This window comes from Rhizobium sp. P1_C7 (assembly GCF_056406295.1).
Genome location: NZ_JBFUAL010000003.1, coordinates 26463 through 50575, shown reverse-complemented (window position 1 = coordinate 50575; position 24113 = coordinate 26463). Strand labels below are relative to the sequence as shown.

22 protein-coding genes are annotated in these 24113 nt (G+C 58.9%); 7 read left to right on the top strand and 15 right to left on the bottom strand.

Annotated elements, in window-relative coordinates:
* Positions 1-386: 386 nt before the first annotated feature.
* Positions 387-1400 carry a zinc-binding alcohol dehydrogenase family protein gene (locus AC1D2R_RS05335; RefSeq protein ID WP_477965500.1) on the bottom strand — a complete coding sequence of 338 codons (1014 nt, stop codon included), beginning with the start codon at positions 1398-1400 and terminating at the stop codon, positions 387-389.
* 101 nt (positions 1401-1501) lie between these two features.
* Here AC1D2R_RS05335 and AC1D2R_RS05330 point away from each other — a divergent pair, with 101 nt between their 5' ends.
* Positions 1502-1864, top strand: coding sequence for a winged helix-turn-helix transcriptional regulator (locus AC1D2R_RS05330; RefSeq protein ID WP_477965498.1), 363 nt, complete (start codon positions 1502-1504; stop codon positions 1862-1864).
* Between the two features lie 205 nt (positions 1865-2069).
* Here AC1D2R_RS05330 and AC1D2R_RS05325 read toward each other — a convergent pair whose 3' ends face one another.
* Positions 2070-3023, bottom strand: coding sequence for a fatty acid desaturase (locus tag AC1D2R_RS05325; RefSeq protein WP_477965496.1), 954 nt, complete (start codon positions 3021-3023; stop codon positions 2070-2072).
* 223 nt (positions 3024-3246) lie between these two features.
* Between AC1D2R_RS05325 and AC1D2R_RS05320 the strand changes: the two genes are divergently transcribed.
* Positions 3247-3645: an ATP-binding cassette domain-containing protein gene (locus AC1D2R_RS05320; protein ID WP_477965494.1), complete on the top strand. Its 399-nt coding sequence runs from the start codon at positions 3247-3249 to the stop codon at positions 3643-3645.
* Here AC1D2R_RS05320 and AC1D2R_RS05315 read toward each other — a convergent pair.
* Entirely contained in the window at positions 3635-4441 is an 807-nt protein-coding gene (locus tag AC1D2R_RS05315; RefSeq protein WP_477965492.1) for a phosphate/phosphite/phosphonate ABC transporter substrate-binding protein, read from the bottom strand. The genes AC1D2R_RS05320 and AC1D2R_RS05315 overlap by 11 nt on opposite strands.
* Before the next feature lie 310 nt (positions 4442-4751).
* Here AC1D2R_RS05315 and AC1D2R_RS05310 point away from each other — a divergent pair, with 310 nt between their 5' ends.
* Positions 4752-4943 carry a hypothetical protein gene (locus AC1D2R_RS05310; RefSeq protein WP_477965490.1) on the top strand — a complete coding sequence of 64 codons (192 nt, stop codon included), beginning with the start codon at positions 4752-4754 and terminating at the stop codon, positions 4941-4943.
* Between the two features lie 288 nt (positions 4944-5231).
* Here the strand turns inward: AC1D2R_RS05310 and AC1D2R_RS05305 are convergent, their stop codons facing one another.
* The 7 genes from AC1D2R_RS05305 to AC1D2R_RS05275 form a co-directional block, all read right to left on the bottom strand.
* Positions 5232-8276 (bottom strand): alpha-mannosidase, encoded by a 3045-nt coding sequence (locus tag AC1D2R_RS05305; protein ID WP_477965488.1) that lies wholly within the window; start codon positions 8274-8276, stop codon positions 5232-5234.
* A 142-nt stretch (positions 8277-8418) separates the two neighbouring features.
* Entirely contained in the window at positions 8419-9474 is a 1056-nt protein-coding gene (locus AC1D2R_RS05300; protein WP_477965486.1) for an ABC transporter ATP-binding protein, read from the bottom strand.
* Between the two features lie 23 nt (positions 9475-9497).
* On the bottom strand, positions 9498-10352 hold the full coding sequence (locus AC1D2R_RS05295) for a sugar phosphate isomerase/epimerase family protein (protein WP_477965484.1): 855 nt from the start codon (positions 10350-10352) through the stop codon (positions 9498-9500).
* A gap of 32 nt (positions 10353-10384) precedes the next feature.
* On the bottom strand, positions 10385-11623 hold the full coding sequence (locus AC1D2R_RS05290; RefSeq protein ID WP_477966050.1) for an ROK family transcriptional regulator: 1239 nt from the start codon (positions 11621-11623) through the stop codon (positions 10385-10387).
* A 56-nt stretch (positions 11624-11679) separates the two neighbouring features.
* On the bottom strand, positions 11680-12522 hold the full coding sequence (locus tag AC1D2R_RS05285) for a carbohydrate ABC transporter permease (protein ID WP_477965482.1): 843 nt from the start codon (positions 12520-12522) through the stop codon (positions 11680-11682).
* Positions 12519-13448, bottom strand: a complete 930-nt coding sequence (locus tag AC1D2R_RS05280) for a carbohydrate ABC transporter permease (protein WP_477965480.1) — start codon at positions 13446-13448, stop codon at positions 12519-12521. The genes AC1D2R_RS05285 and AC1D2R_RS05280 overlap by 4 nt, the downstream gene beginning before the upstream one ends.
* Before the next feature lie 67 nt (positions 13449-13515).
* Positions 13516-14814 carry an extracellular solute-binding protein gene (locus AC1D2R_RS05275; protein WP_477965478.1) on the bottom strand — a complete coding sequence of 433 codons (1299 nt, stop codon included), beginning with the start codon at positions 14812-14814 and terminating at the stop codon, positions 13516-13518.
* Positions 14815-15086: 272 nt separating this feature from the next.
* Between AC1D2R_RS05275 and AC1D2R_RS05270 the strand changes: the two genes are divergently transcribed.
* Positions 15087-16133: a Gfo/Idh/MocA family protein gene (locus AC1D2R_RS05270; protein WP_477965476.1), complete on the top strand. Its 1047-nt coding sequence runs from the start codon at positions 15087-15089 to the stop codon at positions 16131-16133.
* 34 nt (positions 16134-16167) lie between these two features.
* On the opposite strand, the gene AC1D2R_RS05265 is transcribed toward AC1D2R_RS05270, so the two are convergent.
* Entirely contained in the window at positions 16168-17313 is a 1146-nt protein-coding gene (locus AC1D2R_RS05265) for an ROK family transcriptional regulator (RefSeq protein ID WP_477965474.1), read from the bottom strand.
* A gap of 309 nt (positions 17314-17622) precedes the next feature.
* Complete coding sequence (locus tag AC1D2R_RS05260; RefSeq protein WP_477965472.1) at positions 17623-18480, bottom strand: DUF6030 family protein; 858 nt, start codon at positions 18478-18480, stop codon at positions 17623-17625.
* Between the two features lie 84 nt (positions 18481-18564).
* Between AC1D2R_RS05260 and AC1D2R_RS05255 the strand changes: the two genes are divergently transcribed.
* The gene (locus AC1D2R_RS05255) at positions 18565-18786 is read left to right on the top strand and encodes a hypothetical protein (RefSeq protein WP_477965470.1); all 222 of its coding nucleotides are present in this window, start codon (positions 18565-18567) and stop codon (positions 18784-18786) included.
* 359 nt (positions 18787-19145) lie between these two features.
* On the opposite strand, the gene AC1D2R_RS05250 is transcribed toward AC1D2R_RS05255, so the two are convergent.
* Together AC1D2R_RS05250 and AC1D2R_RS05245 are read right to left on the bottom strand one after the other, a co-directional pair.
* Complete coding sequence (locus AC1D2R_RS05250) at positions 19146-20132, bottom strand: sugar-binding protein (protein WP_477965468.1); 987 nt, start codon at positions 20130-20132, stop codon at positions 19146-19148.
* Between the two features lie 42 nt (positions 20133-20174).
* Positions 20175-21155, bottom strand: a complete 981-nt coding sequence (locus tag AC1D2R_RS05245) for an NAD-dependent epimerase/dehydratase family protein (RefSeq protein WP_477965466.1) — start codon at positions 21153-21155, stop codon at positions 20175-20177.
* A gap of 191 nt (positions 21156-21346) precedes the next feature.
* Here AC1D2R_RS05245 and AC1D2R_RS05240 point away from each other — a divergent pair, with 191 nt between their 5' ends.
* On the top strand, positions 21347-22150 hold the full coding sequence (locus tag AC1D2R_RS05240) for an ATP-binding cassette domain-containing protein (RefSeq protein WP_477965464.1): 804 nt from the start codon (positions 21347-21349) through the stop codon (positions 22148-22150).
* Between the two features lie 42 nt (positions 22151-22192).
* Positions 22193-23191: an ABC transporter permease gene (locus AC1D2R_RS05235; protein WP_477965462.1), complete on the top strand. Its 999-nt coding sequence runs from the start codon at positions 22193-22195 to the stop codon at positions 23189-23191.
* Positions 23192-23400: 209 nt separating this feature from the next.
* Here the strand turns inward: AC1D2R_RS05235 and AC1D2R_RS05230 are convergent, their stop codons facing one another.
* Complete coding sequence (locus AC1D2R_RS05230) at positions 23401-24012, bottom strand: hypothetical protein (protein WP_477965460.1); 612 nt, start codon at positions 24010-24012, stop codon at positions 23401-23403.
* Positions 24013-24113 lie beyond the last annotated feature (101 nt).

The following is a 24113-nucleotide window of genomic DNA, read 5'->3' as shown; positions in this document are numbered from 1 at the left end:
CCGACGGTGAGCGCCGAGATCCGAAGCTAGATCTCTGCGCCCTGCCTCGCAATCGCTGTTGCTTTGTTGCGCCAACGGCAGTGAGGCCGGCGACTATGTTGCGATTGCGGAGCGGACTCAAGCCATCCAGGAACGCGCCCCTGATGCCGATCGACCAAGGATGCCTATCGCACCGTGGCGCGCCAGCGGCGTGCAGCTCGGATTGCTAGGGCCGGGCAAGGATGAACCCTGAAAACGGCTGGATATGCCGCAACCGAGGTGTATGACCCGTTGCAACCCCTTTCGTTCATGCGCCGGGTCATGCTCTCAGATCGACGCGATCCTGAAACATCTCGCGTCGGCGATCTGGCGCAGGTTTGCCTATCCACCCCGATACCATTGCAAAGCTAGAAGCCCGCGAGGACGATCTTGCCCTTTGACCTACCGGACTCGATCAATGCATGCGCCCGTTTGAGGTTGGCAGCGTTGATGACGCCGAAGTTCTCAGCAAGAGTCGACTTTATTGTACCGGCATCGATCATCTCGCCCACGCGGATCAGCAGTTCATGCTGCTTTTCCATGTCAGCCGTGTCGAACAGCGAGCGGGTAAACATCAATTCCCAATGGAGAGAAATAGACTTGCGTTTCAACGATAGAGCGCTCAGTTCCTTCGGATCGTCGATGAGGCCGAAGCGGCCTTGCGGGGCGATAAGCTCGACAATCTGCGCCAGATGATCGTCGGTATTGGTCGTAGAGAAAACAAACGCGGGCTGCCCGATGCCAAGCGCTTCGATTTGTGGCGCAATCGGTTGGCGATGATCGATCACATGGTGGGCGCCCAGCGACGTCACCCACTCTTGCGTTGCCGGACGGGATGCAGTGGCGATGATGGTAAGATTTGTAAGGGCGCGTGCGATCTGAATGGCAATCGAGCCTACACCTCCCGCACCGCCGATAATCAACAGCGCATTGGCCGCACCCGGCACCGCGCGGGTCACTTCAAGGCGATCGAAGAGCATTTCCCAAGCGGTGATCGAGGTTAGCGGCAAGGCTGCGGCAGCAGCGAAGTCCACCGACTTCGGCTTTGTGCCGACGATCCGCTCATCGACGAGGTGGAATTGCGCATTGGTGCCCGAACGGTTGATAGCACCGGCATAAAAGACTTCGTCACCGGGTTTGAACAGCGTTGCATTCTGACCGATGGCAGTGACCACCCCTGCAGCGTCCCAGCCCAGCACTTTCCACTGCCCTTGCGCCGGCCGGGTTGAGTTGCGGATTTTGGTATCGACCGGATTAACCGAGACGGCCTTCACTTCGACGAGAATATCGCGGCCGGTTGGCTCGGGCTTCGCCAGTTCAATATCGAGGAGTGAGGTATCTGCTTCGACAGGCTGTGGGGTTTGGTAGCCGACGGCACGCATCAGTTGGTTCCTTTGGTTGATCGGAACAAACATGGCCTCTATGAGATATTTGTGCAAGAACGCACATAAAGTGCACATAGTGTCGAAAAGGATACTGTTGGATGGGACGCTCGCGCCACAACACCTATGATTGCAGTCCCGGTTGCTCCGTAGAGGCCACGCTGAGCATGATCGATGGAAAGTGGAAAGGTGTAATCCTCTTCCACCTGATGTCTGGCACCATGCGTTTCAACGAAATCCGTAAAAAGCTGCCCAGCGTCACTCAGCGAATGCTGACGACCCAGTTGCGAGAACTGGAAACGGACGGGCTCATTGTGCGCACCGTCTTCGCGCAAGTTCCGCCACGGGTTGACTACGCGCTGTCGGAGCGAGGCCGCACCCTTGAACCCGTCGTGCAAGTCCTGAAGACCTGGGGGGATCAAAACATGCATTTGTTCGCAAACGGCGCTCCCCACCCAGCGTAGCCACATAGCGGCCCTCAGTTGCGGGCGTCGCTCGCCCATCGCGCCCACCCGACGGTTGTGCATGCGGTTAGCTCTATGGCCGCAAAACAAGGGGGCCGTGAACAGCACGATCCGGCCACAGGTTGCAGGCTTGTTGCCCGCCATTTGCCATGGCTTCGCGCGCCTGCGGCCACCGCGACCGCCCCGCTACAGTCAGTTCATCCCTTCAATCATTGCCGGACCATCGATGAAGGGGGTGACACAGATCGTCATGGGGCTTCAGCAGAAACCGCCGCGCTACATCCCCATAGCCGTCATAGACAAGGCCACCGTTGACATCGACGAGAAATTCCCTGTGTCGGCGGTAGAGAATCGGAATGCGGTACCAAGGCACGCCGGGCCGCTTGTGGTGCAGTACATGCAGGTTGTTGTAGAGAAAAAGCAACCCGAACAGCGGACTGTTTTCAACGATTGCCGTGCGCTTATCGTGGTGGTCGGCATAGCGGTGCTCCGCATAGGATCGCAACCGGCTGAGAGCGGCGCCGAGATAGACAAAGCCTCCGAGATAAAGCCAAAGCGGCATCTCGCATACCCAGATCACCCAAGCCAACACGAACCCTACGCCAATCGCATGCCGCGTCCAGAGCGATGCCCTTTGCCGGTCTCCCTTCAGAACGATCGCGAATTCCTGTGCCAGAAAACTGAGGACCATGACGAGTGGCCCAATCGTAAGCCGTCCAAGAAGCGTCATGTTCCAAGCGGCAAGGGTCTTTCCAAGACGGCCCATCCGCTCCCAGGCAGCCTGGGTGAAATAGGAGGACTCCGGGTCTTCGATCGGGTCAGTCAGGTGCTCGTCGCGATGATGGGTCAAATGCCCTTCGCGATAGATTGCGTAGGGGAGCCAAAGAGATACCGGTGGCCAACCGATCGCATCATTGACGCGGCGGTTGCGGGTCGGATGTCCGTGCATCACCTCGTGCTGGAGGGACCCCTGCCAAGCGACCAGCCAGCCACCGATGGCGATCACGACCACGACAGGCAGCGATTGCCAGAACCACGTCACGGCGAAGAGCCCGCCATAGATAACGACCGCCAAGGCCACGGTCTGCCATTCGACGCGGGCGATGGCGGAAAGACTGGAGTGAAGAGGAAGGGTATCCGTCGAAGGGCGGCTGGGCATTATTAGTTCCGGTGAATGGGAAAAGAATGCGATTTCAGGCGCAAATATAAAACCGTGGCACCGGGAACCGCGCCGCATGGTTTTGCATCAGAGCGATCAAAAGGGAAAGCTGGTTGCGAAAATCGGCACCTCTGGAGGATATTTATTCTATGTAAAATATAGATATCGGCTTTAATCCTCCATCGAATTTCCGAGCCCCACGGGGCCACTGCCGATCAGCTTCGTGGCAATCTCCTCGCCGAGCGACGCATCCCTCCAGATCCATCTCGCCTTCGGGAAGTCCTCCGTCGCCCGGCCGATCGTCGGGCTTCAGCAGCTCGCGGCGGGTACGCTCGTGATCAAGGGTGAGACGCTTCATAAAGCTTCGGCACGGCGCCGGAGCGATCTGCAGGGCACGATCCAGGTCCTGTTTCAGGACCCGGCCGCCTCTCTCTCGCCCCTCATCACAGTAGGCGCGCTTCTGGCCGAACCGCTGAAAATCGCCAAGCTGCACACACCCGAGAGTTGGGCGCGGATCGCCGCGCTTGCGGAGAGCATCGGCCTCGGCAAGCAGCTTCTTTCGCGCTGTCCGCACCAGCTGAGCGGCGGGCAGCGGAACTGGCCATCATGCCTCAAGCGATAGCGGGATAGCCATGACGCGTGGCATCACGATCAAGTTTCGCCAGCGCCTCATAGTCGGCATCGCCGAGCAGGCTGATACCGCGCAGCGAGAGCGTATCGCAGATACCGGCGAGGTCGGGATCGGCTATGATGTCCGCGAGGGCCTGGCGCAGGATGGCAAGATCCTTCGCCGACGTCGTGGCGGCAGTGATAAAAGGCAACCCCGGACCCTTCGCCGTTTCAGCCAGGATGCGCACACCGGCGACACGATCGGGGTCGAAGCGCAGGGTATTGCCGAAAGTCACGCAATCGATCGCCGCGATATCGGCCTCCCCGCTCGAAACGGCATCGATGCTCGCCAGATGCCCTCCCGTCTCGAGCACGGACGAGAAGAACCGGCCATCGACCGAATGCGGCGCAACGAAGCCGCGGAACAGGTTGTAGCCGGAATTGCTGCCGGGTTCGTTGATTGCCGCGCGCATGCCCCGCATGTCTTCGATCGACTGTGCGGACGACTGTGTGCTGACGATGATGAAGCTGCATTTGAGCGGGCCGTCGCAGCCCGGCAACCCATAGGCAGGCGTAGCCACCAGCTGCACCTTGCCGCGCAGATGTCGAACGTAGGGATATCCGCAAGTCTGGCCGAACAGCAGGTCGGGATGAAGCCAGGCGGCGTTGTAGGGGATGTCTTCGTCAAGCGCCGCCGGCGCCTCAAGCCCCAAGGCGCGAATGCGCTTGCCTAATGCTTCCCAAAACAGGCGCGTCGCCTCCTTGACGGGCGGCGGGCTGACATACATGGCGAGGCTGGCGAGAGACATGCGCGAACTCCGGGTAAGACAAATCAAAAACCTATGCACATAGATTTAAACCGCAATGAGTTTGTTCGTTGAAAGGATTGTCTGCCATGAGCCTGCCCTCTCGGGAAGCCCGCTCCCCGATTTCGGCTGCAACCGCGATTACCCGCGACGTGCTCGTCGCCGGCGGCGGTCCCGCGGGGTGCTGGGCCGCCCTGCAAGCAGCCAGCGCCAAGGCCAAGGTCATCGACAAGGGCTGTTGTAGCAGCTCCGGCGCCACCGCTTCGGCCAGATCTGGGACGTACCCCCGGACCCGGCGGAGCGGGAAACGGCAATGACCAGCCGCGAAGCGATGGGCGGCGATCTTTCCGAAGGATCTTGGATGGCGCCGGTCCTCGACAAGACCTTCGAAAGCGTCAACCGGCTGGCGGACTGGGGTATCCCTTCCCACGCGACGAAAAGGGGGAGCAGCAGCGCATTTCCGTCCAGTGACCGGAATATATGCCACTGTCGCGGCGCCGGGTGAAAGCGATCGGCTGGCACAAGGAAAGCCGCCACCGGCGTCACATCGACGACCACTTCCGTCTGCCGCAATAGCGCTGGCCCGGCGATGTCGTGTTCCCGTCGAATTCTGGCGTCGGGATATCAGCTGAGCGCTGAGTTTCTCGGCGTGATCGTCCGGATTGCCGAGCTCCAGATGCGCGATGCCATGCGCAGGTGACCCGATGATGCCGGCAACGGCACCAGCTGGGTCTGCCTCAGACTATCTGATGGACGCTCGTTCATGGGCTCAGCTCCATAGGCTACTGACTCTTCAATCTGCCTTCGATCGGGATTGCTGCAGCTTCCAGGTCCGAATTTCAAACGGCATGATCTCTGCCCGACCGTGTCTCTGCATCGGCTCTTCGAGAATGTTCAATGCACCCGAGGCTTTCCAGCCATAAGGCAGCTGGAGAGCAAGATCGCCCCGCCGTCCAGCAGGCTCGTATAGACGCAGGATGAGGCCGTCACCATCCTCCGCACGTTTCAGGCCAGAGAACGCGACCGGCACACCTTCAACCACAAGCGGCTGCACCGAGCCGGCGGCAAGCCCCCTTGCCTCGACGCTGACGAGCGGCTGGTTGAGATCGATCGCCTCGCCGAGAACGCCGCCATCGTGCCATGTGCCTTCATGCGGCATCAGTGCATAGGTGAAGCGCTGTTCCCCCTCGTCGGCAAGCGGATCCGGATAGATGGGCGCACGCACCAGGCTCATGCCGATCACGTTACCACGCGCGCTGTGACCGTATTTCGCGTTGTTCAGGAGCGCAACGCCGAAGCCTGGCTCGCTGAGGTCGACGAAACGATGGGCCACCGCCTCGAACATGGCCTGATCCCAGGATGTGTTCGTGTGGGTCGCGCGCTCGATCGCTCCAAAGGCGCATTCGAATGTAGCCGTGCGCGATTGCACGGCAACCGGATTGAGGGTGCGCAGCATTGTGCGGCGATCATGCCAGTCGATTGTCGTCTCGATGTCCAGACGCCTGGCATTGGCCGCCAGCACATAAGTCTGGGCCACGCTCGAATCTCGGTAGCGATAGGTCACACGGATTGCAGCGCGATGCTGCCCGCTTTCGACGAGCGTTATGCTTTCGGGCCTGTCCAGACGAACGCCCTTCTCGGCATAGTCGCCGTCGACATCCCAGGCGTCCCAGTTGCGCGGCTTGTCGACTGGATAAACCCAGAGCTGGTTTGCGGAGGCGGCGAGCGCTTCGCGGCCGGTCGCCTTGTGAACCAGACTGGACACAGCGCCATCCTTGCCGATCGATACGGACAGATAGGCGTTCTCAAGTGTTTGGGCGCTTGCTTTCAACTCGCTTGCGGGCCGGAGTGCGGCGCGGTCAAAAACCGAAATCGAAAGTGGCGCGATCATATCGCCCGTCGAGAGCACCGTACCGTCTGCCAATCTGACGTTTAGCGGCCGGGCACCAAGGGACGGATTTGCAGCTACCACTGCATTGGCGATATTCCCCTTCGAAAGCTTCGAGGTCAGCGCTGCCATGGCCCTGTCCTGTTCGGTCTTGGCGTTTTCGATCACACCGCCAAGCTCTTGCTCTGCATCGACGTAAACCTCGCGGATGCTGGAGCCTGGCAGGATGTCATGGAACTCGTTCTTCAAGACGATGCGCCAATCCGTCTCAAGGCTCTGCGGCGCTTGGCCGCCGATCAGATGAGCTAGCGAAGCCAGCGTTTCGGCCGTGATCAACGCGCGCTCTGCCTGGCGATGCATCCTCTTGACGCCGCTCTGCGTGGTCAGCGTCGCGCGGTGCAGCTCGAGATAAATTTCGCCGTCCCACACGGGCAGATCCTTCTTGGACGCCGTCTCATGCGCCTTTTCATAGTAGGCCTTGACGGTGCCCCAGCGCGCTTGCGGGATGGCCGGAAAGTCCCGGAGCTGCACTTCGCGCTCGATCATCTCCGGCGTTACGCCGCCGCCGCCATCGCCATATCCGACTGCAAGCAGTGATGTCTCGTGCTGCGTCTTTCCACGGAAATTCTTCCAAGTCGGCACGAAACAATCAGGCCGCACGAAGCCATTGTAGCCCTGCATCGGATTGTCGAATGTATGGGTCAGGACCTTGCTGCCGTCGAGGCCCTTCCACCAGAAGAGGTCAGACGGAAACCGGTTCGTCTCGCTCCAGTTCACCTTGATGGTGAAGAAACTGTCGATCCCACCGAGACGAAGGATCTGCGGGAGGGCCCCCGAGAAACCGAAGCAATCCGGCAGCCAGCAAACCGTATGGCGCGTGCCGAACATCCTCTCGAAAAGACGCTGGCCGTAGAGCACCTGGCGGGCGAGGCTCTCGCCGGTCGGCATATTGGTGTCAGGTTCGACCCACATGCCGCCGACCGTTTCCCACCTGCCTTTCTCAACCTGCCTTTTGATGCGCTCCAGGAGCTCGGGATCGTCTTCCTCTACCTGCGCATAATAGTGCGCCGTCGATTGGTTGAAGCGGAAATCGTCAGAGCGTTCCATCAGGGACAGCGCCGTATTGAAGGTGCGACGCATCTTCCGGCGTGTCTCGTCGTAAGGCCAAAGCCAGGCGAGATCGATATGCGCATGCCCCGACAGCAGCAACTCGCCATTTGGCGGGAAACGCTTCTGCAATCCTTTCAGTTGCGCTGTCAGCGCTTCGAAGGCAGCGCCAGTCAAAGCGCTTTGCTCGCCGGTCAGGCCAACGGGGTATTTCTCAAGCTCCGGCAGCTGCCAGATCTTCTGCTGATATTCTCCTCCCGATGTGCGGGAGATGTATGCCGCGGTCGCCGACGGCCAGTCGAGACTTCGAAGAGCATGTTCGGCCGCGTCCATGAGATGCGAGATCACCTCGTGTTCACCAAGAGCCTCGATTGCCTCGGCGATCTGACGCAAAAGAAGGTGCAGGCGGTGCACGGGCAGGTCCAGCAAGGCCAGCCTTGCACGGTTGAGCTTCGGATGACGATTGGGTTCGCCGAAGGGGAAACGCGCGACGCTCTCGGTCTTGATCGAAAAATCGCGGTCTCTTACTTCGAACTCCTGGTGATACGGATCCAAACCGAAGGTCTCGGATTGACCGCCCCCATAGGCAAGTGTGATCAGACTTTCACCGCCAAGGTCAAGCTGTAGCCGGACATCCTCCAGTGGCCACTCCATTGGCGCCTGCGCCTTCGCGGCAAAATGCACGACGCCCTCGCGGTGCGGCCAATCCTGCTGATGCGCGATGGGTTTGCCGTCGAAGGTCCAGCCATCGATCTCAATCGTGTGTTTGTTGCGCCAATGGGCAAGTTCGGCGGTCCGAACCTTGAGGCGATCGAGACGCTGAGAAATTGTCAGATGCTGCATGGCGCATGTCCTGTCTTTGTTAACTACAGCCGTTGACCTTCGCTGCTGGGTCATGGCCTTCAAGGGTGGCGTTGAACTGCCACGTCGGTCGAGGCCACGGGTGGCCACGATGAGGTCCCGAGCTTTCGCCGCATTCGCACTGTCAGTGGCCGTATCTCGGCGCGATCCGATCCCCCTTTTCGTCGAAGAGATGGACGGCAGAGATGATTGGCGACACGCGAAGCTTATCTCCGGGTTTTAGACTGATCCTTTCGCGGAACACGCAGGAAAGCGATTGCTCGCCAAGGCGCGCGATCAGGAATGTCTCGGAGCCTGTCGGTTCCAATACGACGATCTCGGCTTCGATACCTTGGGGATCCAGAACGATGTGTTCGGGTCGTATTCCATAGGTGACGGCATTTGACGGCTTGAAGTCAGCGCGAAGGACGGTTCCGTGCTCTGTCTGGAAGCCTTCCTGCGTCATGCTGCCCTTGATGAAATTCATTGCGGGCGAGCCGATGAAGCCGGCAACGAAAAGGTTGTTCGGCCGGTCGTAGAGATCAAGCGGTGATCCCGATTGTTCGATCCGGCCGTCACGCATGACGACGATCTTGTCTGCCATCGTCATCGCTTCGATCTGGTCATGGGTCACGTAGATCGTCGTCGTTTTCAGGCGCTGGTGCAGTTCCTTGATTTCGGAGCGCATCTGCACGCGCAGTTTCGCATCGAGATTGGAGAGAGGTTCGTCAAACAGGAAGACCGCCGGATCGCGCACGATTGCCCTGCCCATCGCGACACGCTGGCGCTGGCCGCCGGAGAGCTGTTTGGGATAGCGCTCCAAAAGGCTCTCGAGACCAAGAATTCGAGCCGCCCTGTCTACGCGCGCAGCAATGTCGGCCTTCGGCATGCGCTTCAGGCGCAGCGAAAAACCCATATTCTGGGCGACCGTCATATGCGGATAGAGCGCATAATTCTGAAAAACCATGGCAATGTCGCGGTCCTTGGGGGCGAGTTCGTTGACCACGTGCTTGCCGATCCGGATCTCGCCATCGGTTATGCCCTCCAGCCCGGCGATCATCCTCAGTAGTGTGGATTTACCGCAACCGGACGGGCCAACCAAAATGACGAACTCGCCGTCGCTGATATCGACCGAGACGCCCTTGATCGCCTTGAATGCGCCGTAGTCCTTGCGCGCATTGCTAACCGACACATTCGCCATTTTCGTTCTCCTGATTGCCCGGGTCAGATCGTCTTCAGGACATTACGCAGATAGGCAAGGCCAAGTCGTTCTCCTTGCCTGCGTGCGTCGAGATCCTTGCCCGGCCATCCGTAGGCCGCGTCCTCGTGTTCGATCGAGAGCGTGCCGTCGAAGCCGTATGACGTTGCCTGGTTCAGGAATCTTTGCCAGTCGAGCAGGCCCTTGCCAGGCAGTTTGTATTGCCACCATCCCTTTCCGTGATAGCCGACCTCCTGCTGCATCTCATGGTCAATCGCCGTATCCTTTGCATGCAGGATTGCGATGCGGTCCTGCACGTGTTCAAGCGCCTTGTAGGGATCGATGCCGAGGCGGATCAGATGCGAGGGGTCGAATTCCAGGCCGAAGCGCGGGCTCTCGATACGCTTGAAGAGTTCCTGCCACCCCCGCGGGGTCGTCCCAATGAAATTGTCTTTCGGGCCAGGCCAGTTCTCTATGGCGAAAATCAATCCGCTCGCCTGGGTTCTGGCAATCAGGCGGTTGGCGTTGTCGGCAAAGTCGTCGTAGTTCGCCTCGTCGCTTACCGTGTCGTCGCGTCCCGGGAATATGACGAAAACCGGCACCTCGGCCTCTCCGATCGCCTGCGCGAAATCGGCCGTCCTGCGCCGCAACTCCTCCCGCCGGGCGGGATCAGGATCGAGCTGGTTGCCGAAGAAGGTAATCGACGAGACGAACAGATTGCGTTCGCGCGCGATTGCGACGGCACCAGCCACGCGCTCGGGCGACTTGATATGGCTGCCCACGTCGATCTCGATTGCGTCAAAGCCCTCGGCAGCCGCGAAATCAGCCACCTCCTCGAAGGGCCGGTCGTTGAAGGTCGACGTGTAGAATCCAACTTTCATATCAATTCCTCCTCAATCCGGTCAGTCCCTGTTCAGGCATTCAGCCTGTCCATGAACTTGAGCGGAGACCGGGTACGTTGTTCGGGATTGGCGGACGAAAGCATCAAGGCGGCGGCCATCGGCATGACGGCGCCGCCGAGAGCCGACGCGTCCTCCATGAGCGATGCGCGGTGAATCGACGGCAGGTCGGGATCCGTGTTTTGAAGATGCTCGTGTGTGTAGCGCAGCAGTTCGTCTATCATTCGCACCGGAAGCCGGCCGCCGACGAGCACTGCGTCGGGATCGACGATCATACCGATATGTGTGACGGCCTCGGCGACATAGACGCTCATTTGCTTCAGCCACCGAGAAACAAGAGCCCTGCCGGTGGCATCGAGTGCCAGCAGATCCTGCGGGCAGAATGCATCAACGCCGTTCTTCGCAAGATAGTCGTAGAGGAAAAACAGGGAGAATATCTCCCCGAACAGTTCCACTCTTGTGGCGCTAGGGTTCGCGGGATCGACCGTTGGCAGCCAGCCAATTTCGCCACTAAGGCCCATGGCACCGCGATGACCATTGCCGTCTAGAACGAGACCGCCACCCATGCAGGCGTTAATGGCGATGTAGAAGAAACTGCTGCTTTCCGTGCCGAGCCCATATTCCAGTTCCGCCAATGCCGCGGCGTTGGTCTCATTTTCGATGTAGACTGGACGGTCGGTCAGGCTCTCAAGTGCCGCGCGCACGTCGAATTTCGTCCAGGCCTGGTATTCCGGTGGCTTTCCGAGGAAGGCGATCTCGCCCAGCCAGTCGGGAACCGCCAGGCCAATGCCGGCGAGCCGTGCTTCGTCGATCAGTCGGCTGCGTTGGAAGTGCGAAATGGCATCTGAAGTCAGTTCGATGAACTCGTCCGGCAGTATGAAAGGCTTTTCGTGGTGGACCCGGCCGCGGACATTGCCCACGGCATCGACCGCCACAATCGTCAGATGGTCACGGTCGATATTCACACCAATCGAGAAGCAGGCGTCCGGGTTGATTTCCAGCTCGATGGCCGGCTGACCTCTGAGACCGTGCCGGCGGCGCGCCTCGATGATGAGGCCCGCGTCCAGAAGCCTGTCGACGATGCGGGCGATCGCCGGTTTCGTGAAGCCTGTCTGGCGGGCCACCTCGGCCCGGGAGATAGGCGCCTGACGATGGATGCAGCGCAATACGATGGCACGGTTATGCTCGCCCGCATCCTCGACATTCGCCCCTGAAAGATCTGCAAAACCATTGCTCCCGCGTGTTTGCCGCATCATTGCTGCCTCCTGCTGTTTTTCATACTGTCCTCGAAGACATTCGCGATCTCATGTCAGCCTTTGACGGCACCGCTCGTCATCGCGCTTAGAATGAGCCGTTGCAGGGACAGGAAGGCGACAATCGCAGGCACGACCGAGATCAGGCAAGCAGCCGCAAGCAGTTGCACTGATGAATCGGTCTGCATTCCCCTGAAATTGAAAATGCCGACGCCAATTGGCATCAAGTTGTTCTGTGTCAGGAGGAGAAAGGGAACCAGGAACTGCGACCAGCCCGCGATGACGGTGATGATGAACACCGAGGCGATGCCTGGCGCCGACAACGGAAGCACGATCCGCCAGAAGACCGAAAAGCGATTGCAGCCGTCGATCATCGCAGCCTCGTCGAGACTGCGCGGGATGCCGTCCACCGTGCTTTTCAAAAGCCAGGTAGCCAATGGCACACCGAGCGCCACATAGACCATGACCACCGAAAAATGAGTGTCGAGCAGGCCCAGTCGGTTCATGTAACGGTACAGCGGAACCATGATGACAAGCGGCGAAATCATCTGGAAGAGCAGCAGTCCCATCATGGATAGTCCCTTGCCGCGGAAGTGAAAGCGGGAAAAGGCATAAGCGGCCGGCAGGGCGACGACAAGCACACCGAAGCCGCTGAGTGCCGCGAGCTTCAGACCGTTCCAAAGATAAAGCGGGAAGTAGCTGTTGGTCAGCACCGTGATGAAGTTGTCGAGGGTCGGGTTGTTCGGGATGTAGCGCGCCACGCCACGGTAGATTTCCCGCCGGTCGCGCATCGCCAACGACAGAAGATAGGACAGCGGGCCGGCGAAGAAAACGAACATCACGATCATGAAGAGGTAACTGAGCAGGTCTCCGAGCCGGCTTCCGGTTCTGGCGCTCATTGTTCTTCCTCCTTGGGCAGAAACGAGGCGTAGACGAAGGCGAGGCTGAGGCTGATCAGCAGCATCAGCACCGACAACACACTGCCACCGGAGAGATCGTAGTTCCTGAAGACAATGTTGAAGACGTAGAGCGAGATCACCTCGGTCGCCCGTCCAGGTCCGCCGCCGGTCAGCGTTATGATGGCGTCGAAGGTGTTGAGCGTCATGATAGTGATAAGGATCATGTTGACGAGGATCGCGGCACGCAGCTGCGGCAGGGTGACGAAGGCAAACTGCTGCGAGGACGTGGCACCGTCCACTTCGGCGGCTTCGTAGAGCGACGGATCGATGGCCTTCAGCGCGGCATACATTACGACCATGGAAAAGGCCGTTCCGCGCCAGATATTGGATATGAGCGCCGACCAGGGCGCGATCGAAGGGTCCGAAAGCCAGGCGACGGTGGGCATATGCATGAGGCGCAGGATGCTGTTAAGCGCGCCGTAAGGGGCTTCGGAAAACAGCATCTGCCAGATGATGCCACCGGCAATCCCCGGCACGACCCAGGCGACGAGCGCCGTCGTTCGCAATATGGTCGTCCCGAACAGACCGCGCTTTTCGCCACGGACCACGACGACGGCCACGGCAAGCCCAAGGATCTGCTGTCCGACAACGCTGCCTCCGACGAAGATCAGAGTGGCCTGGAGAATATCAGGCAGTTGCGGAGAGGTCAGCGCGTTATATATCGACCCGAACGTGTATTGCTGATTGTCCCCGATCAGCGTGGCGTTTGTGAAGGACAGGCGGAAGACGTCGAGCACGGGATAGAGATAGAAGATCCCGATAACGACGATGGCGGGCAGCATCCACGGCAGCGGGGCGCCAGCGAAACTGCGCATGAACGATCTGCGATGAGGCAAACTCGTGGCCTCCATTGCGATTGGGCTCATAGGGCTTCTCTATCCGGATTTTGATGGATATTGGCGGCGCCTGTCGGCGCCGCCGCGATCGCGAGGGCTAGAGACGCTTGTAGGCCTCCATGGTCGCATTGAAGGCAGCATTCAGCGCCTCTTCAGGCTGTTTGGTGCCTGACAGAACGTCGCCCATCATGATCTGGATCTGGTTGGAGATTTCAGGATAGATGGGAGCACCGGGACGCGCCTGACCGTTGGTGAGCGCGTTGGCGAAGACCTTGTTCGCGTCTGTCGCAAAGACCGGATACTTGTCGAAGAGCGACTTGCGTGTCGGCAGCTGCTGTTGCAGGGCGTTCGCCGGACCCATGTAGACTTCGCGCGCGACATTGGCGCACATCTCGACTTTCTCCTTGTCCTTGCTGAACGAGGCAATTGTCCAGCCACCGGTACCGGTCGAGCGCTGGTCTGCGGTCGGCCCGGGAATTGGCGAGAAGGTCCAGTTGTTGAAATCGCCTTCATCGAGAGTGGCTTTCAGCTGGGCGTATTGCCAGTTGCCGCCGATGAAGAGGGCCGACGTACCCGCCGCCGCGGCGGCATTGAGGTCGTCGTAATTGGCGATGGTCGTCACGCGTTTCGGCGCGGCACCGGAATCGACCAGGTCCTTGTAGTAGTCGAGCGCCTTGAGGAATTTCTCCTTGTTGTCGCCTTCACCAAAGACGGGCTTGCCGGAATCGTCGACAAGCTTGCCGCCAAGCGCCCAATAATTTGCAAGCCAATCGAACGTTGCGCCCTCATACCGGCCGCCGTTGAAGAGTACGCCCTCCATGCCCTGTTGAACGGACGACAATGCCGCCTTCTTCAGGTCGTCCCAGGTCTGCGGCGCATCGGGAACGATCGCCTTGTTGCGATAGAGGACACGTAGGTCGGTATCCCACCACCAGGCACGGACCGCGCCATCCTTGTCGGTGATGCCATCGCGGATGAAGGGAAACAGATCGGCGACTTCTTCCTTGGTGAAGTAGGGCGTGAAGTCGGCGAGCACATGGTTGACCATGAACTGAGAAAGCACGAAGGAATCTACGGCAGCGCAATCGGGCGCATTGCCGGCCTTGGCCTGCTCGAGCATTTTCGCCTGCTCTGTACCGATATCGGCAGACATGAACTGCAGCTGCAGCTTCCAATCCGGATATTTCTTGATGAAATCGATGAATATCTTTTGATAGCCCGCGGCGATCGCCGGGTCGGCATTGTTCGGGCTGTCATTCGTCAACCTGACGACAAGCGATTTTGGTGCGTTGGCCAGGCCGATTCTGTCTTTTGAAGCCAGTTCCTGGGCTGACGCAGTGTGCAATGAGAACAACGCAGTGCTCAGCGCGAGTGCGCTGACAGTAGTTCTGATCATGATGGGTCTCCTCCCCATTTTGAACGAATGCAGCCTGGCAGTCTGTTGACCTATCCTCATTTCCATGCTGCAGTGATTAGATTAAGTAACTTTGATTTCCTGTCAAGCGTGAACGTGGAGGAGCGGATCATGGCGGTTTCCAACACCAGCTGACCGAGGCGAAGGGATCCGTATTTCAGTTTGAAAAAGTGGGCGCCGCGGCTGGCCGCGGCTGCTGAGCATAGCTGCGCCGTTGCATCAGACGGCCATTTTCCAATCTCATGGAGGATTTCATGCGTCTACTTATTCTTGGTACCGGCGGAATGGCCAACCAGCATGCCGTGAATTTCAAGGTCATCGAAGGCGTGAGTGTCGTCGGTGGCGTCGATGTCGAGCCTGAGCGTCTCGCGGCTTTCTGCGCAGAGCACGGCATCGCCAATCAGTTCAGTTCTCTCGACGATGCACTCGCCTGGGGCGAATTCGACGCCGTCGCCAACGTCACTCCGGATCGTATCCACCATCCGACGACCTTGCAGGCGATTGCCGCCGGCAAGCACGTCTTCTGCGAAAAGCCGCTGGCGACCGATGCTCCGAAAGCGATGGAAATGACCGAAGCAATCGAGCGCTCCGGCAAGGTCGGAATGGTCAATTTCACCTACCGGAATTCACCTGCCTTGCAGAAGGGCCGCCAAATGGTGCTTGCAGGCGAGATTGGCGCAGTGCGTCACGTCGAAGCCTCTCACCTGCAAAGTTGGCTCGTCGGCAATCACTGGGGCGATTGGAAGACTGAAAGCAAATGGCTATGGCGCCTCAGCAAGAAGCACGGCTCGAACGGTGCGCTGGGCGACATCGGCATCCACATCGTCGATTTCGCCTCATATGGCTCGGGGCTGGACGTCGCCCATGTCTTTGCGCGGCTGAAGACATTCGACAAGGCGCCTGGGCATAGGATCGGAGAATACGATCTCGATGCGAACGACAGCTTCACGATGAATGTCGATTTCAGCAGCGGCGCGATCGGCACGATCCAGGCAACACGCACGGCCGCCGGGCAGTTCGACCAGCTGCGGCTGCGTTGCTACGGCGAAACCGGCTCCATCGAGATGATCTACGACACCGGCAAGTCAACGCTGCGGGGCTGCCTTGGAGAGGATGTGCACACCCGCACGTGGCGCGACATCTCCTTCGATCCGGTCGAGACGAACTATCAGCGTTTCGTGCAGGCGGTCAGGGCCGGAAAAACCCAGGAGCCCTCTTTCCGCCGCGCCGCGAATATCCAGAAAGTCCTCGACAAGGCACTTGCATCGGACGCGAGCCACAAGGACGAAGAGTTGGTGTGAGAAGCGCCCTCTACCCGTACTGACGGCAGGGACCTTAGCCTGCCACCGGCGGCGGCAGAAGAGTGTCGAGGAATGGCAGCAATGCCGCTCCGAGCGCGATGCCGCCGCCGCTGAAGCTTGCCGGTTTGATCGGCGAAATCCAGGGAGTGAGAAACGGCCGGGTATTTGTGTCGAGGCGCTCGATCGACAGCTGGTTGATCAAGGCTTCGACGATCCATCGCGGCAGGCGTCCTCCGATCATGATTGTGCTCGGTGCGATGAAGCCGGCAATTGCGAGAATGGGATCGAGCAAGTGGCTCGCTGCATCCTTGACCCATTTGCCCAACGCGGGAGAAATCGGGATATCTTCATCTGCAAGAACACGCCTGAATTCCTCCTCGCCAAGGACCGCTCTCAACGCCTGCAGGCCAACGACGCTGTCGAGCCGGACGTGGTCGGGGCCTGTCCGCATCGCACCAATGCTGCCAGCCCTTCCGTGAACGCCGGCAAAAGGCACGCCACGCACGAGGAACCCCGCCTGGACGTCGTCGTCGATGATGATCATCGCCAGTCCGCCGGCCGGAACGCCAGCGCCCATGGTCCGCTCCGCGAGAACGGCCGCAACGCATTCGTTTTCGACCAGAACCCGCGATGCTCCCAAGGAATCGGCAACAGCACGGCCCTGTTCGGTGTCCCAAGCATTGGCCGCGATGCCGACGCCGATGATCGGCTTGCTGGGTCGGCCTTCCTCCAATATGCGGCCGACGGCCTCGGCAACAGTATCAGCAACCGAGGTCCCTGCCCCCAAATCCAACCGCTTGCGGATCTGTCCGCTGAGATCGACAAGCACTGCCTCGACACGGTCCGGCCGCAGTCGTAGTCCGACCGATAACGCACCATCCGGTATCAGGGCAAATTCGGTCGAGGACGCACCACCGCCGGCCACACCGTTGCGGCGACCGGAGCTGACCAACCCCTCTTTTGTGAGCCTGCCAAGGACATTGGTGATGCCGGGACCGGTCAAGCCGCAATGTACGCCGAGTTCCAGTCGTGTCAGCGGCCCGTGGCGGCGGATAGCTTCCAGGATGACACGAAAATTCCGGTCGGCTATCTCGAGCGAGCGCAAACCGACATTCTTGCCGAAAACGGGTTCGGCATTCATGGCAACGGTGCGCCCCGGTCTCGATCGCAGGTGCCGCATAGTCCACTTTCTTCGATAGCGATCATGCGCTTTTGAACGATGCGGGCATCGATCACAACACTATTCTTCGAATCAGTGGCCTCAGCGCTCGAGCGCCGCCGACAAGCATGTGATACCGACGGTATCAAACCATGAAGCATCGGGATCCTTTTAGGTCCCCGCAGGACCAAACCTTACCGATCGGGTTTTCTCACACCACCTTCCTTCCCGATTGGCAAGGAAGCTGAAATCGAGGCAGCAACCGAACGGCTCGGGGCCGAATGGGCATTTGACGAAATGACATCGACGTGGCCCGGCGTTTCCCGGGGCCTACGGCTCAACCCTCTGAATGATCGGCAAAAGATCTCCGGAAATCCGTGGATCCGGAGGGGTCACCCAACGATCTGCCGAAAAATACGCCTTGGTCCGCGTCTGCGGGCCGGGAACCGGCTCAATCACCAGCATGAAGTTGAAGCTATTTTCGCTGGCGGCCTCGCGTGTGAAACTGAAGTATGCCCCGAAGCGTTCGTATTCAACATCGTGGAGGCTTCGGACCGGGATGAGTATATCCTGGAAATCATTCCAGCGCGCCTGTTGCACCAGGGTCTCGAAGATGCGCATGAGTGCGGGGTCGAGCCGCCCCTGGCCATCTGTGCTCGGCCCGTTGATCTTGCCTCGTATCTCAATGATATCGCCCCTCGCATTTCCTCGAATCTTGACAAAGATTGAACTGAGGGGACGCACGTCGTCCTGTTTGTATATGCGCTGAAAATAGCACTCATAGATGGCGCTGCGCATCGATGGGGCACGCCACTCGGACATTTCGATCCCGGCCTCTCGAAGAGCCTTGCACATATTCGGCCCCGAGACCCGCCATATGCGCAGAAACTGACTTGCCAATTCGGGCTTCGGGGCTTCGATGAGACGCTGTGGAAGCGAGACCGGCGCCGGACGAGAAGGGATGGCCACTTCAGGTGGGAGGGCCGTCAGGCGAGATGAGCGGGTCGGTTCTTTTGCAACCCTATAGTCGAAGTGCCCGATAAGATCTCCAAGATGTCCCATGTTGTCGGAGAACAGAACGGTCCCAGCAACAACCGACAGGGATAAAAAAACGATTGGCCAAAGGATCTCGCGAGACCTTCTCCGCAATCGCGGCGTTTGCGTGCGCCTTTCTGAAGTCTCGCTCACCAAATCCATCACCTTCGTGGCTGGATACGAAGTTCAAACTCAGGCCAACAATGCTTCAATGACGGCATAGAAGCAAACTGTTCAATGAAAAATCAGATCGCCACTGTAACGGGCCTCTGGTTTATCCGGCTCCAGATCCCTGTTGTTCCTCACGCACGGCATCTGTGCTTTCGACAGCCGAGCTTTCAGTTGATGTTCAAGATGAAGGCCGCCACCACGCTGAGAAGGATCCCGAGCGCCATGGTGCAGAATGCCATGATGATGGTATTGACGACGCCAGCCATGACGGATTTCGAGCAGAGATGATTGGCGACGCAGTTCAACCGATATCGCCGTTCCAGAAAGCACCAACAAGCAGCAACAACGGCAGGACGCAGGCGACTGCCATGTTCGACACGGCAGAGGTCTAAGGGGCGTTCATGAACGGGGCGCACCCGCCGGGGCGCGGGACCCGAAAAGCCCCGCTGCCCCGATCGCTCGATCCAGATCGCTCGCATGGAGGCTGACCATCCGATGTGTGAGCAGCAATTCGAAGCTCACTTCGGATGCAGTTTGCGAAACGCGGCATTTGCTGCAGCGACATACAAGTCGGCGCGATACTACCCCGGCCCCATCACTTACCGATCAATTAGATGTACTGGGGGCCGGGTCCATCGATGGACAGACTACTTCTGAATGCAGGTATCAACAGTGTCCTTGGTGCATTCATCGAGACCCGTGAACACCGGATCCTCTACCGGCTTGCCAGCAATCAGATCCAGCATCACCGATGGTGCCTTATAGCCCATCTCAAACGGCCGTTGGCCGACGAGAGCCGTCACCAAGCCTTCACGCGCGATCGCCACTTCGTCGCCGATCGTGTCGGCGGCGCCAATGACGAACGCGTTGCTGGCTATCTTATCGGCCATCGGCTTGAACAAGTCCCGGTAGGGCTGCGGCGCGCCGAACAACGGCCATCCGCCCATGATGCCGAACGCAGCCAAGTCGGGATTGGCCGCGAGAATGTCGGTCATCGCCTGAACGCCCTTGGCGCCATCGTCATTGGTGAACACCGGACAGCCGGCGACCTCCGTCCAACCGCCCTCCCCCTTCAGCTCGGCAACACCCTTCTGGCCGGTGAGGGTGTCGCGCATACCCTGAGCGCGTCGCAGGATGTTGTCCGCTCCCGGATTGCCTTCAATGGTGCAGATCTTGCCGCCTTTCGGCATGGCCTTTTTGATATACTCGCCAATGCGCGCGCCCATAAGGTAATTGTCGGTGCCCAGATAGGTCTTGCGCAACGCCGAGTCCTCGGCCGCAAGATCCGCATCCAAGGTCATCACCGGAACAGCGGGATTGGCGCTCTTCAGGGTCTGGGCAATCAACTTGGCGTTGGACGGCGAAATCGCGATCGCAGCGGTGTCGGCCTTGCCCAACATGTCCTGTACGATCTGCGCTTCACCAGCCTCATCGGAAGTCGATGCGGGACCCGTGTAGAAACACTCATATTCCGAGTTCGCGTTTTCCTTGTTCCATTTCTGGCACCCTTGATTAATCGCTTCGAAGAACGGATTGTCGAGGCCCTTCACGACGATCACCAACTGCTTCTTTGCCAATGCCTGTCCGGCACACAATGCCAAAACGGCTACTCCCAATAGTAGTATCTTCTTCATTTCTTCCTCCCTTGAAACAGACGGACGTGTGTCCGCCACACATCAACCCGGATACCAGACCATGCGAGGGTCATTCTGTGAGCGCTCGTATTTCCAGGCCGAGTCAATAAGCAATTCCAAATCGTATCCGGGTCGCCAGTCCAACAGGTACCTGGCCTTGCTGTTGTCCATCCAGTTCGAGTGGAACTGGCTTGGTATGTCGACGGAATCGAGGCCGCGGGTACGGGCGAGGAAGTCGGCGACTTCGCCATAGTCAACCGGCCGATCCATGCATATGTTGAAAAGTTGTCGCTTCGCGCGCGGATTGTCGATCGCCGCCAACATCGCGCTGACCAGATCATCGACGTGCACAAAGTTGCGCTTCAGCGGACGCCCGTCCGCATCGCGCAGCAACGGCACAGTTCCCTCTCTCGCATAACGTGTCGCGTCAGTTGTCGGGACAAGCGTTTTCCAATCAGGGCCACCGAACACGTCGTCACCGAAGGACAGCGTGTGTCTGAAGTCGTCCTTTTCCATGATCCAGGGTGCACGCAGACAGCACCAGTTGATGTCATACTGTTTTCCGAACTGCTCCAGCATCACCTCCTCCAGTACCTTCGACAGAGCGTAGCTTCCCGGGTACGCGCTGTGTGGCCTGTGCTCAGTGATCGGCGCCTCATGGCGATAGTAGAAATGACCGATCGCGGCATCGCCGCCAATAAGGATGAACTGGTGCCCAGTGGGGCTGACCCGGAACGCCTCCAGCAGCCAGAAAAGGCCTTTGACCGTTACGTCCATGACGTCGGCAGGCGTCTCCTTGCAAGTGGCGAGGTGTACGACATGAGTAACATCGACAAGCGCCGCCGTCGCGATGCGCCGATCGGCGATCGAGCCGCGCATCACCTCGATCCGGTCGGTCTCATCGCACAACCGGTTATGACAAAGGGCACGTATGCGCGTATTCGAAAATCGCGGATCGTCAAGCAGCCCAGCAATGAAGTGCCGCCCGACCTTGCCCGTAGCACCGGTAACAAGGGTAAGCATGCTCTCCTCCCAGCAACAGCTAATATCCGCGTGCTCGGCTCGTCAATGGATATTTGTACTACAAGTGGAATATTGCGGGATGTGGTTCGATTCCTCGTACAATCGATTGACGCTGTCACGCGGCTTTGCATAAATGCATAGCGTCGCTTCTCCTGGGAGGAAAACGGGAATGAGCATCGCGACGGCTCAGCGTGCAGGATGAGCCGGGTTCGGGGCGATCACACGCCTGTGTGCTTGAGGAGGGTAGAAGGCTGGTGGCAGTTCTCGAACTCACCAACATCTTCAAACATTTCGGCGCCATCCAGGCGGTCAACGATGTTTCGTTTGTCCTCGAAGCAGGGCAGGTGGTCGGACTGATGGGCGACAACGGCGCCGGCAAGTCGACCTTGGTCAAGATGATCGCCGGCAACTTTCGGCCGAGTCACGGAACCATGCGCATGGACGGCGCCGAACTTATCCTCCACCGCCCAGTGGAAGCCCGTCAGCATGGGATCGAGATTGTTCACCAGGATCTCGCACTTTGCAACAATCTGACCGCGGCGGCGAATGTGTTCCTCGGACGGGAATTGCGCCGCGGTGTCGGCCCGCTGAAGGTGCTGGACTACAAGGCCATGTACCGTCGCGCCGGGGAGATTTTCAAGGAGCTGAAATCAGAGACCCGCTCTCGCGACCTCGTCAAGCAGATGTCGGGTGGTCAGCGCCAGGCAGTGGCGATCGCCCGAACGATGCTATCCGAGGCTAAGATTGTGCTCATGGATGAGCCGACAGCGGCCATTTCGGTGCGGCAGGTCGCGGAAGTTCTCAACCTGATCCGCCACCTACGCGATCGGGGTATTGCCGTCGTGTTGATCAGCCACCGCATGCCGGACGTGTTTGCTGTTGCCGACCGGGTCATCGTGATGCGGCGAGGCAGAAAAGTCGCAGACAAGCCAATCGAGGCGAGTTCGCCCGAGGAAGTGACCGGGCTCATAACCGGCGCGATTGAACAGGTGTGATTGCAGCGACTTACTGGTATCGAATGGAAGCGAAGGTCGACAATGACGATTACCCTTGACCAGACGACCAGGCAGAAGCAGCAAGGCTGGCTTGCGGCGGTACTTGGGAGCCAGACGTTCTGGGTTCTGCTCTCCGTCATCCTGGCCTGCATTTTCCTCTCTTTTTCCACCGACTCTTTCGCGACGACGAAGAACCTCTACAACATCACCCGTAACGTCACTTTTGTTGCGATCATTGCGCTGGGTATGACAATTGTCATTATTACCGGTGGGATCGATTTGTCGGTAGGCTCAGTACTTTGCCTGTGCAGCATGGTGCTCGCGGTCGTCATGCATGCTGGCTACAGCATCGAGGTGGGCGTCGCCGCCTCGATTGGCACCGCTCTTGTGATAGGGGCGTTCAACGGGGTGCTGATCGCTTATCTGGGTTTTCCACCATTCGTCGTCACGCTCGGCATGCTCTCAATCGCGCGCAGCCTGGCGATGGTGGCCTCCAACAACACGGTCGTGTTCCAGTTCGGGCCGGATCACGATAAGCTGCTGGCGCTGGGCGGCGGCGCATGGCTTTTCGGCATTGCCAATCCGGTGCTCTACATGATCGCACTGGCGCTAATCACCGGCTTCGTGCTGCGTTGGACCCGATTCGGTCGGTATATCTTTGCCATCGGTGGCAATGAACATGCTGCGACGCTCACCGGTGTCCCGGTACGCAGGATCAAGGTTGCTGTTTACATGATTTCCGCTTTGTCAGCGGGGATCGCCGGCATCATTCAAACCGGGTGGCTCGGTGCAGTCACCACCAACATCGGAGCCGGAATGGAACTCCAAGTCATTGCTGCTGCTGTCATTGGTGGGGCCAACTTGGCCGGCGGCGTCGGGACTGCCTTCGGCGCGTTAATCGGGGCAGCATTGATCGAGGTAATCCGCAACAGCCTCGGCTTGCTCGGCATCAATGCCTTCTGGCAAGGCACCTTCATTGGCGGGGCTATCGTGCTTGCGGTCCTGTTCGACCGGATTCGCAACTTCCGGCAAAGTGAATAGCAAAGAGCCGCCAAAGACCCTCAGCAAATCGAGTCTCGAATTCAGCGCGATCCTGAAGGTCAGTCTGATCTGCGGATTGGTCGAGGATTTGGCCTGATTTGAAAGCACGCTAAGCCCATCCAATGCCTCGGGAAGCGTCGAACCAAGGGCCCTCTATAACGCTCGAAGCGAGTGAGGAATCGACACGCCACTTCCCAAGATAAGCATTCTCAACCGGCATCGAACCGTTCAAGCATTCTTTTGATCTGCACGTTCTGGGCACGAAGGAGTTCGGCCAGCATCCCCTTGAGCCGCTTGTTTTCTAAATCAAGCACCGCCAACTCTTGAAGAGAAACTGCAACCCCGGCGGTCAAAGACCGCGCGCTTGGACCCCCGTTGTTACGGTCCTTACCATCGATGGCGGGGGCGGCAGCACGACGAGCGCGCGATCGAGGTTTGGCTGTCGAAGGGTCACGAGGCTGCCGTGCTGTATGGATCACCTTTGCTTGCCCAACAGTATCCGGAACTACCAAATAATCCTCATGCTGCTTCGGTGCCACTTCCTCTTCCTGATCGGCCGCTTGCAACATCGTGCATGCAGAGTCGCTATCACGTTCGGCTGCGCTGGCGTATCTCAAATTCATCGGTTCAGGCGATTTGGATCCATCGTCATCTGACGAACCCAGTGTTTCGTTTGGACCGAACAGATGCGGTGCGTCATCTTCCGCTTTGCGGACAAAAGCTTTGAGGTCGGTATCGCCCCAAATCGACTTCGTCCCCGCTCTTTGCTGTCGTCGCCCCGATTTGAATTCAACAACGAATTTCCGTTGTGGCGTTCTCATAAATAATTCAATCCAATCAAATTCACACTGCGCCCACACTGATCAACGCCGCAGCGTTCCCGCTAAGGACCTATATATTGTCTTCTCGCTCAGCTCAAATA

Excerpts from the sequence above, each read along its gene's own strand:
- AC1D2R_RS05235 (WP_477965462.1), top strand. The coding sequence starts at position 22,193 with ATGACGATTACCCTTGACCAGACGACCAGGCAGAAGCAGCAAGGCTGG.
- AC1D2R_RS05310 (WP_477965490.1), top strand. The coding sequence starts at position 4,752 with ATGACCAGCCGCGAAGCGATGGGCGGCGATCTTTCCGAAGGATCTTGG.
- AC1D2R_RS05335 (WP_477965500.1), bottom strand. The coding sequence starts at position 1,400 with ATGCGTGCCGTCGGCTACCAAACCCCACAGCCTGTCGAAGCAGATACC.
- AC1D2R_RS05300 (WP_477965486.1), bottom strand. The coding sequence starts at position 9,474 with ATGGCGAATGTGTCGGTTAGCAATGCGCGCAAGGACTACGGCGCATTC.
- AC1D2R_RS05285 (WP_477965482.1), bottom strand. The coding sequence starts at position 12,522 with ATGAGCGCCAGAACCGGAAGCCGGCTCGGAGACCTGCTCAGTTACCTC.
- AC1D2R_RS05280 (WP_477965480.1), bottom strand. The coding sequence starts at position 13,448 with ATGAGCCCAATCGCAATGGAGGCCACGAGTTTGCCTCATCGCAGATCG.
- AC1D2R_RS05230 (WP_477965460.1), bottom strand. The coding sequence starts at position 24,012 with ATGAGAACGCCACAACGGAAATTCGTTGTTGAATTCAAATCGGGGCGA.
- AC1D2R_RS05255 (WP_477965470.1), top strand. The coding sequence starts at position 18,565 with ATGAAAAATCAGATCGCCACTGTAACGGGCCTCTGGTTTATCCGGCTC.
- AC1D2R_RS05315 (WP_477965492.1), bottom strand. The coding sequence starts at position 4,441 with ATGTCTCTCGCCAGCCTCGCCATGTATGTCAGCCCGCCGCCCGTCAAG.
- AC1D2R_RS05265 (WP_477965474.1), bottom strand. The coding sequence starts at position 17,313 with ATGCGGCACCTGCGATCGAGACCGGGGCGCACCGTTGCCATGAATGCC.
- AC1D2R_RS05270 (WP_477965476.1), top strand. The coding sequence starts at position 15,087 with ATGCGTCTACTTATTCTTGGTACCGGCGGAATGGCCAACCAGCATGCC.
- AC1D2R_RS05290 (WP_477966050.1), bottom strand. The coding sequence starts at position 11,623 with ATGCGGCAAACACGCGGGAGCAATGGTTTTGCAGATCTTTCAGGGGCG.
- AC1D2R_RS05305 (WP_477965488.1), bottom strand. The coding sequence starts at position 8,276 with ATGCAGCATCTGACAATTTCTCAGCGTCTCGATCGCCTCAAGGTTCGG.
- AC1D2R_RS05275 (WP_477965478.1), bottom strand. The coding sequence starts at position 14,814 with ATGATCAGAACTACTGTCAGCGCACTCGCGCTGAGCACTGCGTTGTTC.
- AC1D2R_RS05330 (WP_477965498.1), top strand. The coding sequence starts at position 1,502 with ATGGGACGCTCGCGCCACAACACCTATGATTGCAGTCCCGGTTGCTCC.
- AC1D2R_RS05295 (WP_477965484.1), bottom strand. The coding sequence starts at position 10,352 with ATGAAAGTTGGATTCTACACGTCGACCTTCAACGACCGGCCCTTCGAG.
- AC1D2R_RS05245 (WP_477965466.1), bottom strand. The coding sequence starts at position 21,155 with ATGCTTACCCTTGTTACCGGTGCTACGGGCAAGGTCGGGCGGCACTTC.
- AC1D2R_RS05250 (WP_477965468.1), bottom strand. The coding sequence starts at position 20,132 with ATGAAGAAGATACTACTATTGGGAGTAGCCGTTTTGGCATTGTGTGCC.
- AC1D2R_RS05325 (WP_477965496.1), bottom strand. The coding sequence starts at position 3,023 with ATGCCCAGCCGCCCTTCGACGGATACCCTTCCTCTTCACTCCAGTCTT.